Here is a 15,239-nt window from a genome sequence, read left to right as displayed (position 1 = left end):
CCAGCACGGTTAATCCCGCATGGCTCCGCAAGCCCACGCTTAACGGCAGATTAACCATCGCCCGCCAACAATCCCCTCACGGCCGCCAATCAGGACGAGAGGGACAGGCGATGGATTTCGATTTTCTCAACAGCAAGACAGCCGCAACGCTGGACGAGATCCGCGTCCGCGTCGCGCATGCGCTGGCCCGTCACCCGCTCTGCCGCACTGTCCGCTTCGACATCGTCAGCGTTCCCCGCACCCGCCGGGGCGGCAATTGGACGGTGACGCTGCAATCGGTCGAGCCGCGCGCCGTCTGGGAGGCCTCCGAGATCGTTGCCGATATCCAGGACGCCTACGATCTGGCCGCAGCTGCCTGATTTCATTTGGCTTTTTGGCTTGTCGCGGCAGACATGATGAATGTCGCCGCAAAGGCACACTCAAGCCTTATTTCGTTCCCTTTTTCCCGGCATCGCTAACAACATCGTGAAGCGGTCCTTCCGGAGAGACGTTTGTCCAGAGCCATCACCCTCATCGTGCTGACCTGCTTTCTTCTCCTCGGTGTCGCCACCACTGCCATTCTCGGCCGCGACAGCGTGCCCAACGTCAGCGCAGAGATGATCACGCAGGCTCCGCCCAAGCCGCTCGCCGCCAACCGCGCCGCCAAGGCCGACCGGCTGGTTCCGACGCTGGCGCTGGCCTCGGCCGCCATTAACCCGGTGCAGGTTCCCGCCGACCAGCTTTCGCAGGCCCCCGTCCTGACCGAGCCGCTGCGCCAGGCCTTTGCCGCAGCGACGCCCGCTGATTTCCCGATGTCCAAATCAGCTTCATCGCCGAACGTGAACGAGGCGCCCGCTGCTTCGGAAACCACCGCCGCCATCGAGGCTGCGCCGAAGCCGAAATCCGTGGCGAAGCCGCAGCCGCAAAAGACCTACTCGCTGCTCTCCGAGGTGCAGATCGCCGGCATCAGGGATCGCCTGAAGCTGTCGTCGTCGCAGGAATATTACTGGCCCTCGGTCGAGTCCGCGCTGCGCAACGTCGTCCGCAAGATCTCGGCCAACAAGCTCTCCAATCCCAACGGGCCGAATGTGCAGATCGATCCGAATTGCGACGAGGTCCAGCAGTTGAAGTCGGCCGCAATGCCGCTGCTGTTCCAGCTGCGTGACGACCAGAAGGAAGAAGTGCGCAAGCTCGCCCGCATCATCGGGCTCGAGAAGGTTGCGCAGCAGATCTGAGGCTTGAGATCTGATGCTTGAGATCTGAGGTTTGGGTTCCTGAGAGGAACCGCGCTCTCATCAGGAACATCCGGCAATCGACAGGCGTTGCCTGCTCCGAACAGGGAGTGGACCAATGCGCGCCTCGACAGCCTATTTCGTCGGTGCCGGATCGATCGTCGCCGCCATCGTCATTGGTCTCGGCGGCGGTATCGTCGCCGGCAATATCATGCACCCGATCGCGCCCAAGCAGGGGCCCGACACCGGCAAGATGGCGCAACGCGCCGAAGCCGCTGCGCCGGCCACGACAAACGCGCCATCGGAGCGCGTGCAATATATCACCGGCTCGCAAACCTTCGGCGCGGTGATCGCCGCGCCAGCGCAGGCACAGAGCGAAGCCAATGCTGAAATCAAGCCTGAAACCAAACCTGATGCGCAGACCACTCAGGCGAGCGCTGAGCCCGCGGCACCGCCGCCTCCGCAGACAACGGCCGCGGTCGAGCCGCCCAAGCCAGCGCCTGCGCCGTCTCCGCAAGCAGCAAAGCCCGTCGAGCAACAGGCTTCGACCGAACCGGCATCCTCACCTGACAACGCCTATGCCAAGGCCAGGGATTCTGACGTGAAGCGTGCCGCGTCCGAGCGGCGACGTGCGGAGCGTCACGAGCGCTGGGCCGAGCGACGCCGCTATGACACGCGCGATGCACGCGGCGGGCGTGATCAGACCGACTGGGATGATGTCGCGCGCAATGTCCGCGCGGATTCCGATACCCGTGATGTTGTCGTGCGCCGTCCGCGCGGTGGCTTCTCGTTGTTCGGTGACGACTAGCATCTGAGGCGTTCGCCGCGCACGCGAACGTGAGCAGCAGTTCGTTCTGCGGCAGCGCGTGCCGCAAATTTCAACTTCCGGATGATCTCGGTCCAAGGCATGATTGACGCTGCCAGCCAGAGGCCGCGTCATGGGAGTAGCGCTGCTAGCTTGGGGACGCTTCTTCGGTCCGCACGGCGAACGCGTGACCGTGCCGGCGCCGGTTGATGGGCGCGGCGCACCCTGGCTGCTCGATTTCCTCACCACACATGTCCGGGCGCTGCGCAATGTCGGCTTCACCGCGATCCAGCTGCCGCCGACCTCGAAGGCGCAGCGCGGCGCCGGCCCGGGCTGTGACGGCTATGGCGTGTTCGATCCCCGCGACATCGGCAGCAAGAGCCAGCAAGGCTCGGTCGCCACGCGCTACGGCACCAGGGCATCGCTGACGCGTCTGGTCGCCGTCGCGCATGCCTGCGATATCGACGTCTATCTCGATCTCGTTCTGCATCAGCGCAGCGGCGAGAATGGCGGCCCTGGCGTGTTCCGCTATCTCGGCGCGGACGGGCAGTCGCTGAACGGCAGGCACACCACGTCGCCCGGCTGGTTTCGCGGCGTGCCGCCGGACGATCTGCCCGACGATGACGTGCCGAGCCCGCCCGACGATTTTCCGTTCGGTCGCGAGCTGTCCTACCAGCGCTGCCGCCCGCCGCGCGTCACGATCGAGGATGCGCTCGATTTCGGCGAATGGGTGTTCCGCACCACAGGCGCGGACGGCGCGCGCTTCGACGACGTCAAGGGCACCTGGGCGCCGTTCGTGCACGAGTTCATGACCCACGGCGTGATGACGTCGAAGTTTTTCTATTCGGAGTATTTCGACGGCAATCGCGCCATCCTCAATGGCTGGGCGACGCAGCCGCCGCTCAATGGCCGGTCTCTCGTCGCCGACTTCCCGATGCATTGGGCCCTGCAATCCGCCTGCGACGGCGGCAATGCGCGCGTGCTGGATGGCGCCGGCTATACCAGCTGGCGTCCCGATCTCACCTGCACCTTCGTCGACAATCCCGATACTGACACCTCGCCGGGCCAACAGGTCATCAGCAACAAGCTGCTCGCCTACGCCTTCCTGCTGTCGATCGAAGGCTACCCCTTCGTCTACGGCAAGGACTACTTCCCGCCGAGCGTCTGGCCCGGCGCCTACGGGCTGAAGCCGTGGATCGACAATCTCGTCTGGATCCACGAGCACCTCGCCAACGGGCCGACCAGCGGCCGCTTTCTGGACGACAAGGTGATCGTGCTCAACAGGACCGGCGCACCCGGTCTGCTGACCGCGCTGAATTTCGACACCATGAATGCGCGCACGATCAGCTGCCAAACTGCTTTCGGCGCCAACGTGCAATTGCACGACTATAGCGGCCATCATGACGATATCCGGACCGATGGAAACGGCGTCGCAAGCTTCACGATCCCGAGCAACGCTTTCAGCAAGGGCCAGAGCTATCTGTGCTTCTCGCGTGCCGGCTTGAACGTGGCGTCCATCCGCCATCCGCGCCATACCACGCAGACGATCTTCGGCGCCGCCGACCTCGATACGGGGCCTGCCAGCAATGCCGAGACCGAGACGGCACGGATCTGGGTGGAGCAGGGCAGCAAGATCGCCCTCCGGGTCAGCCTCGATCGCCACGGCGTGCCGACAGATGGCTCGCTCAAGGTCATCGTCACCGATACGCAAGGGCACAGCGTGGTCGAGGCCGTGTGCAACGGTGACCATGTCAGCGCGGAAGCAACGGTCGGTGCGACCGGCGAGCATCATATTCGCGTCGCGGGCCGGCTTTTGCCGGAGCACGGTGCGGCGTTTTCCATCGACGTCACCTACCTTGCCCCACAGATTGTTTGAGAGGATCCCAATGTCATTGCACCTGTTGTGGACGTCCGCGGACAGCCTGATTGCCGCCTTCGCACTGTCCTTCATTCTGCCGGGGCGGCATGCGCTGCCGCTCGCGCTGATGTTCGGCCTGTGCGACGGGCTCGGCTCGGCATTTGGCGTCAGTCTGCCGCTCGCGGGTGGGCTTGCCGCGATGCTGCTGATGGTGTGTGGTGCGGCGCTTCTCGTCGGCCTGCCCATTGTGCAACGTCTGTTGAAGGCGCCGGGCTGGCTCTACGTCTTGCCGCCGCTGCTGGCGATCGACAATGTCGTGTCGCACGTATCCGATGCGCCGGCTCTTGCGGCGCTGTCGAGCGCGATCATGGCCGGGCTTGGCTTCGCCAGCGGAATGGTCATGCTGAGCTGGTGGCGCGCAGGCTTGCGCGATGCGCGACCATTGGCTGCTGTCTGCCTGATCGCGGCCGGAAGCCTGCTTGCCTGGGGAGCCTGACCATGGCCGGCTCAGTCACCACCCGCAGTTATGACCTTGCCCGAACCGGCGCAAATAATGCCGAGACGGTGCTGACGGCGACCGCCGTCCGCACCAAAGGCATCGCAAAACTCTTCAGCATCGCTATCCCCGACGATCCCCGGCTCGAGGCGCAGCCGCTGGCAGTCGGCGGCGTGCACACACCTGATGGCAAGACCCGCGACCTGATCTTTCAGGCCACCATGGGCAATTGGGTCTACGCCTTCGATGCAGTGAGCGGCGAAAAAATCTGGGCGACGAATCTTGGTCGTCCCATCGTCGGAACGCCGGCCATCGACGGTCACATGACCAATGTCGATTGGGGGATCCTCTCGACCCCCGTGATCGACGAGGGCACCGGCATTCTCTACACCTGCGCCTGGATCAGCGACGATGGCAGCGTGGCCAGGGCCCAGCATTTTCTTGCAGGCTTGCGGATCAGCGACGGCTCCAAGGTGCACGACCTGCTCAATCTGGAGGGCGCAGTCTACACCCCGCCGGGTGGCCTGCCCGTGCAGAAATTCGTCTCGATCCAGCGCAAGCAACGCAGCGCGCTGACGCTGACGCGGAACCACGTGCTGATTCCCTTCGGCACGGTCAGGGAGACCTCGGCGGCAGCGCGGGGTTGGCTGATCGCGGTCGACATCCATGCCTGGCATCTTGCGGCCGCATGGTGCTCCACCGTGACCCACTCCGGTGGCGGGCTGTGGCAGAGCGGGGCCGGCCCCGCTATTGCTCCCGATGGGTCGATCTATGTCATCACCGGCAACGGATCGTTCTCGCCGCAGCAAGGTGATTTCGGCGAAAGCGTGGTGCGGCTGGCCTTGCACACCGGACCTCTCGCTCATTTCGAGGTGTTGTCGTGGTGGACGCCGTGGACGGACGCCAACCGGGTCGGCGCCGCGGCCGCGGCGCTGCTCGACGACGACGATGACGATGCGCACGCGCTGCCGTCGAACGTCTCGCTGACCGCGGTGATCGGCCATGCCAAGCGGATGGGAATGGCGCTCAAGCCGCTTCATGCGCGCGAGATGGCGCATGTCGCGGTGACGTCCGGGCCTGACCCGATGGATGCAGAGATCGCGCCGGTCGTGGCGCATCATTTGGCGGTGATGAAGGAATCGGCGTGGAGCGACCAGGATTTTGGTTCGGGCGGACCGGTCTATGTCGCATCGGCCCACGCCGTGCTCGCGGCGGGCAAGGACGGCATTCTCTACACTGGCAATGCCGCGGCGCTCGGCGACACGCAACCGGGCGATCTTCAGGCCGGTCACTTCGCCGCCAACTATGCCAGGCTCAAGATGCCGCCGATCCTCTACACGTTCTTCGATCCTGGCGTGCCGCCGGCGCCGGCCTCGCCGACGGAGCTGAATCTGTATCCGGGCGGCGCGACGCGGCATCTGCATGGCACACCGCTGCTGTTCTCGTCCACAACACATGGCGTGATGCACATCGTCGGCGGCGAGAACAGCGCGCTGCGGGCGTGGTCGATCGCGGCCGACGGGACCTCGACCTATCTCGCCGGATCCAACGAGATCGCCTCGCCGCAATCGCCGCGTCCATCAGGCGGCATGCCCGGCTGGAGCATCACGCTCGCCGCCAACAACGGCACTGACGCCATCATCGTCGCAATGGTCCCCTACAAGGACAGCAACATGATGCTCAGCCCCGGCCGTTTCCTGGTCTATGACGCCCAGAATTTCGCGACCAATCCGGATGGCTCGAAGCGGCTTCAGGTGATCTGGGACAGCGAGAACTGGGGCCCTGAGCACGCCTTCACGCATCCGAAGTTCAACCGTCCGATCGTCTGGAAGGGCCGCATCTATCGCCCGACCTATGACGGGCGCCTCGACGTTTATGGGTTGACCGCTTAGCTGCGGCGCCTCCCTTGTCTCCTTCCTTTTTATCTACTTTTGGTTGTTGTAATGTTCGACGGTATTTTTAAGAACTTGTCATGTTGTAGGGATTGCCATGCTTGCACGCATTTTCCCGCTTTTGATGTTTGCATCCGTCGCCTCGGCCGACATCTCTTTTGCCAGTGACAGTTGCCGGTTTTTGCCGGATAGCTTGGGCCCGTTGCAGGACGGCCAGCTTTTCGCATCCGGCAAGTCGGGCTGGCAGACATTCGACACTCTGTCCGAATTGGTTGCGAGGTCGCCGCAGGAGGTTGAGTTCGCCTATGTGATCGGGGCCAATGGCGCTTCCGATCGTGCGGGCGTGTTCGTCGTCAAGACCAACCGGCCCGTCGCTTCAACCGATACCGAGCAATTGCGCAACAGGGTCAAACTTGTGCGCCGCGATATCGTGAGCGATCCCGGTTGCGCGGCGGCCGGGCTCCCTAATTCAGAGACATCGATTTCGACCCAGTCGTTTCGCGACTACCATGATTTTCCTCCACGCGCGACTGCAGCCTTGCGTCAGACCACGGAAGGTGGCGTCACCGAATTTGACGCGGTCAGGGCGTTTCACTTCGAGTACCGTTCCGCACGCAAACGGAAATGTGTGCGGACCGACAATGATGAGTACGACGACTTCCCGACCAACACGAACAGCAACCGGGCTCAGTTTTCCTTCGACAAGACCGTCGTGGCCGGCGGTGCCTATACCGTGTTCCGGCTATTCTGGGTGCCAGCATCGCCATTCGACGGCACTGCGGAACATCGTGTGCTCGTCAGGAAATATGCGACCCAGGGCGGCTTGGCCTGCGTCCGCTTCTCGGTGCCACTGCGGTCGACCGATTATTCGTTCCGGATCAATGACCTGGAAGCGCGGGTCTCGGAATCGTCAAACCGCCGCAAAGACGAGCTAGCTCGAACATGGCCGCCTGGACGATGACATGATTAACGTGACATTATCCTGCCGTCGCCATGATCATCGAGACTTCAGGCTTGGAAAGGCAGCAGGCTTGGAAGGAGCAGGTTTGAAACATGAGTGACGCCCTGATCCCTTCGGTGCAGGAACGCCGCAGCCCGGTGCTCGGTGGCGGCTCCATCGCGGGCTTTGTCGCATCTCTCGCGGCGGGATGTGTTCTGTTCGTCGTCGATCGCAAGCTGACATGGGGCGTGGAAGAGCCCTTGCTGACTCCCTGGCTGCTCTGGTTTGCCGTCGTCCCACTCGGCGCATACGTCGCTCTTGCACTTGCTCTGCCATCATCCCCGTACCATCGCAATCTGCCTATGGCCCGGTACGGCCGACTTTCCTCCGTCTGGATCGCGTCTCTGGTTCTCTATGCCGTGGCACAGATGGCGACACTGTCGCGCTGGATCGACGATCCGCTCTACGAGACATTCGGCCTGAACCTGGCCGCATACGCTTTGCTGACGGCTATCTACGTCACGGCGTCGTTCGCGGCCGTCTGGGCGATCGAAGCCGTGCGGCGGAGAGATCGAGAAGGGGATTCCCGCGAGGTGGCGCGGCGCATGGAGATGGTCGTCGGCGCAACGATGTGCGTGCCGATGTTCCTGCTCTTCGTATTGTATCTCCCGGTCTAAGGCCGGCTGCCACGAACACGGGTCATTCTACGGTTGAGTCTGGCCCAGAGTCGTGAAGGGACTTGACCGCCTGGCGGCTGTGGTCGCGGCCTGTTTCGATACGCGGTGAGAACTGCATTTGTATCGATGGGGTTGGACCCGAGATTGAGTTCGCCGATCGCCTTGTCCATGTTCGCGAAGCCGACGATGCGGTAGGCCTCGACCTGCTCGGGCACGAAGAACTGATCGGTGGTCGGCTGGTGCGGGAAATCCGCGTGCTGTGCGCGATATCCCAGGGCGTCGAACCCTAGTCCCTGAACCAGCGAAAGCTTCACATAGACCAGAACGCCGCGGCTGCCGTCATCATAGGTGATCTCGGCGACGAAATACGGGCGGGTGACGAAACTCACCCCCTCCGGATAACCCTTGCCCTTCTCCGGAATGAGATCGTCCAAAACCCCGTCGAGGTCGATCTTGGCCTTGAAATCCTCGCGAATGCGTTGCGCGACGGAATAGAGCGCCGGCAGCGCCATGTTGGGGTCTTCCTCACCGTCAATCGCGATGATGACCGCACATTTCCTCCGCGCCAGCTCGTAGATGCCGGAATTGTCGAAGTGACCTCCATCGGTGAGCTCGACGAAACTGCTGTCGGATCGGTAGCCTGAGCGGGTCAGGCCGTAGCGAAAGCCGGGCGACCAATGGTTGGGCTCGCGTTTCAGACGGCTGGCGCCATGATCGTCAGGACGCGTTGCCCACATGCCGAGCCGAAGATTGAGCAGCACCAGGACGATCGAGACCAGCCGGTCACGTGTGACGCCGGCGCCGACATAGGCGGCGTTGGCATTGATGGCCGCGCCCGAGGCCGCCATCGCGGAGGGCACCGACACCGGACCGTTCTTGGCGATGTAGCTGCTTGTTCGCTCCCATCCCGTCGCGGACGAGCCGACGAACAGTGGGCTCACGATGAAATTGTCGCCGCCCCGCCACGACAGCAGACGGTCGGGGTCATTCATCATGATGACGTTGGTGTTGACGATGGGGTAGGGAATGTCGCGCAGCGGCGCGCCCGCGGCGCGTGGTGGCGGCCACAAATCGGCCATCGAAAGCCGGTCGGCGGTGGGGGAAAAGTCGATGACGTTGCGCCGGACCGCCTCGTCCGAGGGCATGAAAGCTTCCATCAGGCGGTCGCGATAGAAGCGATGCAGCCCGACATAGTTGATGTTCGTGAATGATGCCATCACCAGCGCGACGAAAACCCATGCCGTGATGCCTGAGCGGATCAGATTGGATGCAAGCTGGTTGTCGCCTGAACCGAGCAGGAATTCCGGAGCGAACCAGAATTGCGCGATGCTGTAGGCCACGACCGCTATGGAGTAGATGAAGACCGCCGAGGCGACCATCAGGATCCATCTGCTGAGATCGGTCGGCGCGCTCTGTGCTGACTGCGCCTGGTGACCGAATACACCTGCATACAGACCGCTCGCGAGCGAAGCGACCGTCGCTGCGGCCTTTGCAGCGAAGCCTGCCTTGTTGATCAGCAGATAGGGAATGACCGGAACAGTGCCGAGCGCGATCAGGATCGTGATCCACGGCAGCGACCATCCGGCCGTGATCTCGAACCTGCGCCGCCAGTTGTAGTTCGCAGAGACAGTCCGGTTTGACTTCTGAAGCCGATAGAGAACGCCCGCCAGGTAAGCAAAGACGAGGAACAGTATCGCGACGGCAAAAGAGATGGGATCCAGAACTGGTTCACCCGTGATCCAGAACCAGACGGTCAGCCTCAGGAAGATCAGGCCGCACAGCAGCGAAATGGCGCCGCAAAGCAGGCGCAGCCGGGGATTCGGAGCCACGTCCTGCTTCGGAGATATCCGCGTATCCACCGAGAACCCGATCGCCCAGAGCGCGAAGCGGGCGATCCACAGCAGCGCGGCCACCAGGCATATCTCGAAAAAAAGATCGAGTTTCCAGAAGCATTCCGGTTGCATGGCTTTGGCAGCGAGGCTGGTCGCCGCCGTGCAGATCTGGGCTCCACCTGGAATATGCGCTGCCGAAGCCGCCGCCGAAGCCGTCTCGGCCGCGCCCTTGCAAATCGCCAGCGCGTCGCCTTCGCAGTCGTTCCGCCACCGCGAGGCCATCACGACTGCCAGCAGATTGGGAAGCTTGTCGATGTATGGAATCTTTTCGAGCAGCCGGAACAGCAGCATCATGAAGACATAGGCAAGCGCGCCGATCGGCAGCCAGACGGAGAGGTTCAGAAACAGGGTGCGAGTGACCACGGCGCTCAGTGACCAGATCGACAGATGTTCGTCCGGGATGAGGTATTGTCCGTGTGAGCGGAGATAGGCGAGCCGCTTGTCCTTGGTCTCGTTGCCGCTGCGATAATCGCGGGTGGCGCCGAAGGGAAAGCCCGCTTGCGACGACCCGGTGGTGGTATCGGTTCGCCAGAGCCATTGCAGCGCGGCCGCGACATAGCCGCCGCCGGATACGCTCGACATGTAGTCGAAGCTCGGCATGACGTTCTTGGCGGCGAGCGCCTGAAGCGCGCCGAGACAAAAGATCGCCGACCTGATGCCGCCGCCGGAGAGTGCGAGCCCATACCAATCGGTTCGCCCATCCCGCGCACGGTTGCTCGCGATGAAGGTCTTTTCCTCCGTGAGGAGCTGTTCGGCCTGATCCTTTTCAAAGTAGTCGGTCATGCCCCCATCCCCTTGATGCCGGTTCGACTTTCCGCGGGCTATTTCGGCGGCAGCGACAAAGGGACGTTGCCCTGGTTCCATTTCTCGATCTTGCCGAGGATGCCCCAGAGCGTCATGGCTATGAATATCGGCACACCGATCTGCGGAACGAGCGCCAGTCCGCCAGCACCGGCTCCTCCCAGACCGGCTGCCATGCCTGCGCCACCGAACAGGCCCGAGGAGCCGATGATCGGCGCAAGCCATGAAGCCAGCGAACCGAAGATTCCGAGCGCAGTCTTCTTGCCATTGAGGAGCTCACCGATGGTCTGCCCTAGTGCGCCGTTCACCTGGCCGAGCTGCGGAATCTGCTTGCTGAGCGCCGGCACGATGATCTTTGCGATCAGGTCGATGATCTGTGCGCTCGGATCGGCAGCAGGGACCGGGGCGGGCGTCGGGGACGCCGGGCCGGGCGCTGCATTCTGTCCCTGGAGGAATTTGAACAGCTGCTGAAGAATGGCGCTGACGTCGTCGGCTGGAAGCGGCATCTTGATGGCTCCGTCCTTCACGATTTTCTGCAGCAATACGAGAATTGGCAGCGCGGCCTCTGGGGTCGCTTGCGGGCCTTGCACGGCACCCACGAATTCCCAATCGACGACGCCTTTGCCCGGAACGCCGATCGCGCGCGCGGCGCCCGGCGTGAGATCGATACCGGCACCGTTGGTCCGTCGTCCCGTCAGGTCCGTTCCGGACTCGGCCTGCGGCCTTGCGCCCTTCTCCCAATAGGGATCGCGGATGTTCCAGGGTCCGACATCGACGATGTTGCAGACCACGGATTTGCCGTTCGCCCTGTTGGTGACCCGGACCTGGGGACGCGGTCCGGAGAAGCGAGATGGCAGGGCGACGCCAAGCTCCACGTCGTCGATTCGGTGGCCGTCATAGGCGCTCTTCTCGTCCCGGTCAGCGCTGCCGCCGAAGACCGTCGCCGTGATGTTGATGCAACGGCTCGTGCTACCGGCCGCAGCCTCGGGAAAGATCTTGGCTCGCCGCATGAGGTTGGGATCGATCTGCCAGGCCGACGTATCGTCATACAGGCTCGGCGTATCCATGACGGAAACATGAACATGATGCTCGTGAGCGTTGGCGCCATTGTAGGGTCGCCATTGCCAGGGCGAGACGACGCTCGAGGCGATCCGGCGGTTGGAGATGATGTACTTGATGCGCTTGTCCTGCGACTGGCGGAGCGTTTCTGCGAGGTCGCCCGCGTCGACGCCATGAGCCGGATCATGGCTGATATCCATCGCGGTCACCACGCCGTTGGCGTCGGGGTTGTGGTCGGATTTGCGCGTCTGGTGGGATTGATCGCCGAGTATCCCGTCGCTCGATTTGTCGCGCCCGGGCGCCATGTCGTTGACCTGCTTGAGCAGGACTTCAAGGCTCCTGGCCGGCCTCCAATCGATGCTCATTCGCGCGCTCCAAATATTTCAAAGTGAGCACAGCTGGTCCGCGATCAGGGCCGACATGCCGGAGCCTGACCGGGTTGATAAAAAAATCTGCGATTGCCACGAAAAACGGTCTTCGGGTGGCAACGCCCATGCGTCCGGTGTCCTTAACTTGCCTTGCAATCTTTCGTTGTGCAAGATGCTATGTCACGAATTATCGAATTTGCGCGACGGTCTGCGACAAAGCAGCGCAAGCCGGGGTCGTGTCGTCGTCCCCCAAAGTGGACCCGCGCCGGGTGGCTGGCTTCCCCAGCCCAGGATCGCGGTGGTCGCGCATTCGGCGCTGCGGGCGCGACACCCATAATCATGGGGGCGCGGGCGCTGGCAACCGCTGGAGGCGGATCGTCGCCGTTCCGCTGTTGTTTTTGTAGAACTGCACGCGCCGGCCCTGCACCGGCACGAGCCAGCGCGGCGCGAGCCGCGTGGAGATGAATCGCGGAAAAAGCTGGACGGCGTCGTTGACGTAGAAGAACAGCTCGCCGGCCTCGGGCGCCTCGAATTCCGCGACGAACAGCTCGGGCAGTCCCTGCTTGCGCCAGAGCGCGCGCGCCGCCGGCAGCGCGGCGGCCGGGATCTGTTCGAAATCTCCGAACGGCTTCCAGACACGATTCAATTCGCTGCCTTGTGTCTTGAACTCGGCGGAGTCCTCGACATGGATCGGGTAGTTGTTCTTGCTCTCGTCCTCATAGGCCGGCACCGTCGCATTGACCCGCCGCGGCAGCTCGTTCGCGGGCAGTCCGTTGATGGCCTGCAGCGGCAGATCGTACGATCCGCGCGCGCCTATCCGCACCACCGGCTGGAACCAGTCGGCGCCCTGCAGCCGCAGGAGCGGGACGGCGAGGCGGTGGGTCGGATCCAGCGGGGTCTTGAATCCGTTGAGGCCGGTCATGATGGTGCGGTCGAACCACGGATCGGCCATCTCGATCCAGACGCGGTATTTGCGGCCCTTCTCGACCGCGAGGCGGCTTGGCCAGCAGAAATCGCTGACGTCGAACAATTCGCCGTCGCGGGCCGCGACCGGCGTATCGCCGACGGCATTCGTCGATGCGCTGCTCTTGCAGAAGTCGCCGACGCCCGCGCGCCAGTCGAGATAGCCGCGCGACAGCAACAGCAGAGCGGAGCCGAAAATGGCGATGAGGAAGACACCCGGCATCAGGACGTTGGTGAAGGCCATGCGCACCGGCCAGGCATGCAGCCGCATCCAGCGGCCGATCGCGAGCAACCAGCCGGATTTGCTGACCCGGCGTCGCGAGGCCATCCGGTCGGGCCGGTACCAGGCCAGTCGGGCGCGTTCCTGAATGCTGTCGCGCAGCGCCGCATTCCTGTTCCACGCGATCAGGATGATGATGACGAGGACCGTGGTGACGAAGGGATAATACAGCGCGATCGCAAGCCATGGTGCCGCGTAGGACGGCAGCACGCTCGCGAGCAGATCGGCGAACGGCTTGACGACCGTGCTCGTGCCGTTGTCGATCGCCGTGATCCATTTGAGCAGGGTGGTATCCTCAAGCCAGTGCTCCTTGGTCGAGCCCACGACGGAGCGCGCGATCCAGGGCCATGCGACCAGGATGCCGAGCGCGATCAGCAGCGAGAAATAGGCGAAGCGGCGCCACCACACGGTATCGAGAACCTGCCGCGCCATCTCGGGATTCGGCGGGCTCATCGCCATGAAGGCGTCGGCTTCCGCCGCCCTGTGGCCGTCGCCTTCTCGCTTCGCGTAGGCGGACCGCATGGCCTTGCGCGTTTCGTCGCGCGTCAGCGGCAGCACCTGTCCCTCCGGCAGCAGCACTTTGGCATTGGCCGGAAGCATCAGCGGCGCATAATTGTCGCATCCGTGCAGCATGCGCTCGACCACGCCGAAGTGCACCACCGGCGGTCCGCCATCCTCCACGCGATCGTGGATCGGCCGCGGACCGTAGCGGTACAGCACGCCGGCGCCGCTGCGCGAATCGTGCATCGGCCCGATCGCCGACTGGTACTCGCGGAAGCGCGCGATCGTGCCGTCCTGGAAGCGGAGCTGGTTGCCGAGCTGCTCGGCCATCCAGACCAACGGCACGAAGGACAGCGTGGATTCCGGATAGCCGCCGCCGATGTCGGAATGCGAGCCCGCGAACCACACCTCCTTGACGATCTGCCCCTCGGCAAGGCCGGCCTGGTCGATGCGCAGCGGATGGAAGGTGGTGCGCTCGTCATCGAGTGCGAGTGCCTGGCAGGCGTGCTTCACCTTGTCGGAGAGCCGGTAGTTTCGGAACGAGATCGGCCAGATCGCCCAGTCGATCGCGACACGGAGCTCCTCGATCGGCACGCCGAACGCCTCGACTGTGTCGAACAGTCCGAGGAATTCGATTCTAACCTCCTTGCGGCCGTCCATGGCCTCGCGGACCGTCGCGTAGGAGCGTTGCCGGAAAACGAGTTGATAGAGATAGATCAGCACGTCGCGAATCCAGCGGACGACCCAGATCGTCGGCAGGCTGCGATAGCCGACCGACTCCTTGCGGTACTCCCGCCACGCGGCCATCGTGTTGCGCTGCATCTCCGCATGCGACACGGCGACCTTGTCGATCACCGCCGGTACCAGGCCCTGGCTCGCGATCAGGGCTGCCAGCGTTCGCGCGGTGAAGGCGCCGCGGCTGAAGCCGAAGATGTAGATCTCGTCGCCCTCGCGCCAGTTCCAGCACAGGAAGCGATAGAGCCTGCGGACGTTGGCGGGCACACCGATGCCGGTGGCGCCGTCGAGGGCTGCGAGCGGCGCCCAGCCGGCGGTGCCGACGCCCTTGATGTAGTAGGCGATCTGATCGGGCTTGGTATGGTCGAGCGCCTCGTAGAGCCGCCAGACGCTGGATTCCTGAGTGGTGAAGGCATTGCCGGTGCCGTCGGCGAACAGCACCAGCTTGCGCGGCGGATTTGCGTCGGGTGCATTCGCCGCGGCATTTGATTGATCGAGCGTATGGTCCGCCCTTGCAGCACCGCCATGCAGCGCCCTGTCCTGGTGCGTCATGGACTCCTCCAGAAATCAGTTGGGGATGCTTGACGCCCCGTTCGGGCGGCATCCTTCAAATTCAATCAGTGGTTACATCGTGATTTAATGGATGTATTTCGTCCACAATCGCGCTGAGGTAGCAAGGACGATTGCGCCGTTTCGCTGCGGCTGTCTATGATCTCCGCCACAATCGGCAAAAGAAATGCCCGGGCAAGCCCGGGCATGAC

At 63.5% G+C, this 15,239-nt stretch carries 11 protein-coding genes; 8 read left to right on the top strand and 3 right to left on the bottom strand.

All coding sequences use genetic code 11. The features are described 5' to 3' along the window. Positions 1-110: 110 nt before the first annotated feature. From V1280_RS26010 to V1280_RS25975, 8 genes are all read left to right on the top strand, one after another. Positions 111-359: a hypothetical protein gene (locus V1280_RS26010; RefSeq protein WP_200471728.1), complete on the top strand. Its 249-nt coding sequence runs from the start codon at positions 111-113 to the stop codon at positions 357-359. A 132-nt stretch (positions 360-491) separates the two neighbouring features. Beyond that, positions 492-1,214 carry a hypothetical protein gene (locus V1280_RS26005; RefSeq protein ID WP_334530733.1) on the top strand — a complete coding sequence of 241 codons (723 nt, stop codon included), beginning with the start codon at positions 492-494 and terminating at the stop codon, positions 1,212-1,214. A 115-nt stretch (positions 1,215-1,329) separates the two neighbouring features. Next, a complete protein-coding gene (locus V1280_RS26000) occupies positions 1,330-2,019 on the top strand; it encodes a hypothetical protein (protein WP_334530731.1) in 690 nt (229 codons plus the stop codon). Positions 2,020-2,149: 130 nt separating this feature from the next. Beyond that, positions 2,150-3,892: a hypothetical protein gene (locus tag V1280_RS25995; protein ID WP_334530728.1), complete on the top strand. Its 1,743-nt coding sequence runs from the start codon at positions 2,150-2,152 to the stop codon at positions 3,890-3,892. Positions 3,893-3,902: 10 nt separating this feature from the next. Next, positions 3,903-4,370 (top strand): hypothetical protein, encoded by a 468-nt coding sequence (locus V1280_RS25990; RefSeq protein WP_334530725.1) that lies wholly within the window; start codon positions 3,903-3,905, stop codon positions 4,368-4,370. 2 nt (positions 4,371-4,372) lie between these two features. Further along, complete coding sequence (locus V1280_RS25985; protein ID WP_334530723.1) at positions 4,373-6,262, top strand: hypothetical protein; 1,890 nt, start codon at positions 4,373-4,375, stop codon at positions 6,260-6,262. A 97-nt stretch (positions 6,263-6,359) separates the two neighbouring features. After that, positions 6,360-7,223: a hypothetical protein gene (locus V1280_RS25980; RefSeq protein WP_334530721.1), complete on the top strand. Its 864-nt coding sequence runs from the start codon at positions 6,360-6,362 to the stop codon at positions 7,221-7,223. 92 nt (positions 7,224-7,315) lie between these two features. Beyond that, positions 7,316-7,879, top strand: coding sequence for a hypothetical protein (locus tag V1280_RS25975; RefSeq protein WP_334530718.1), 564 nt, complete (start codon positions 7,316-7,318; stop codon positions 7,877-7,879). Here the strand turns inward: V1280_RS25975 and V1280_RS25970 are convergent. From V1280_RS25970 to V1280_RS25960, 3 genes are all read right to left on the bottom strand, one after another. Next, positions 7,876-10,554, bottom strand: coding sequence for a patatin-like phospholipase family protein (locus V1280_RS25970; protein ID WP_334530715.1), 2,679 nt, complete (start codon positions 10,552-10,554; stop codon positions 7,876-7,878). The genes V1280_RS25975 and V1280_RS25970 overlap by 4 nt on opposite strands. Before the next feature lie 38 nt (positions 10,555-10,592). Next, positions 10,593-11,996 carry a hypothetical protein gene (locus V1280_RS25965; RefSeq protein WP_334530712.1) on the bottom strand — a complete coding sequence of 468 codons (1,404 nt, stop codon included), beginning with the start codon at positions 11,994-11,996 and terminating at the stop codon, positions 10,593-10,595. A gap of 340 nt (positions 11,997-12,336) precedes the next feature. Next, on the bottom strand, positions 12,337-15,030 hold the full coding sequence (locus V1280_RS25960; RefSeq protein WP_334530709.1) for a DUF2235 domain-containing protein: 2,694 nt from the start codon (positions 15,028-15,030) through the stop codon (positions 12,337-12,339). Positions 15,031-15,239 lie beyond the last annotated feature (209 nt).

The organism is Bradyrhizobium sp. AZCC 2230 (assembly GCF_036924495.1).
GTDB classification, from domain to species: domain Bacteria; phylum Pseudomonadota; class Alphaproteobacteria; order Rhizobiales; family Xanthobacteraceae; genus Bradyrhizobium; species Bradyrhizobium rifense.
Note: the sequence above shows the minus strand (reverse complement) of the source record. Positions and strands in the feature narration are given on the sequence as shown.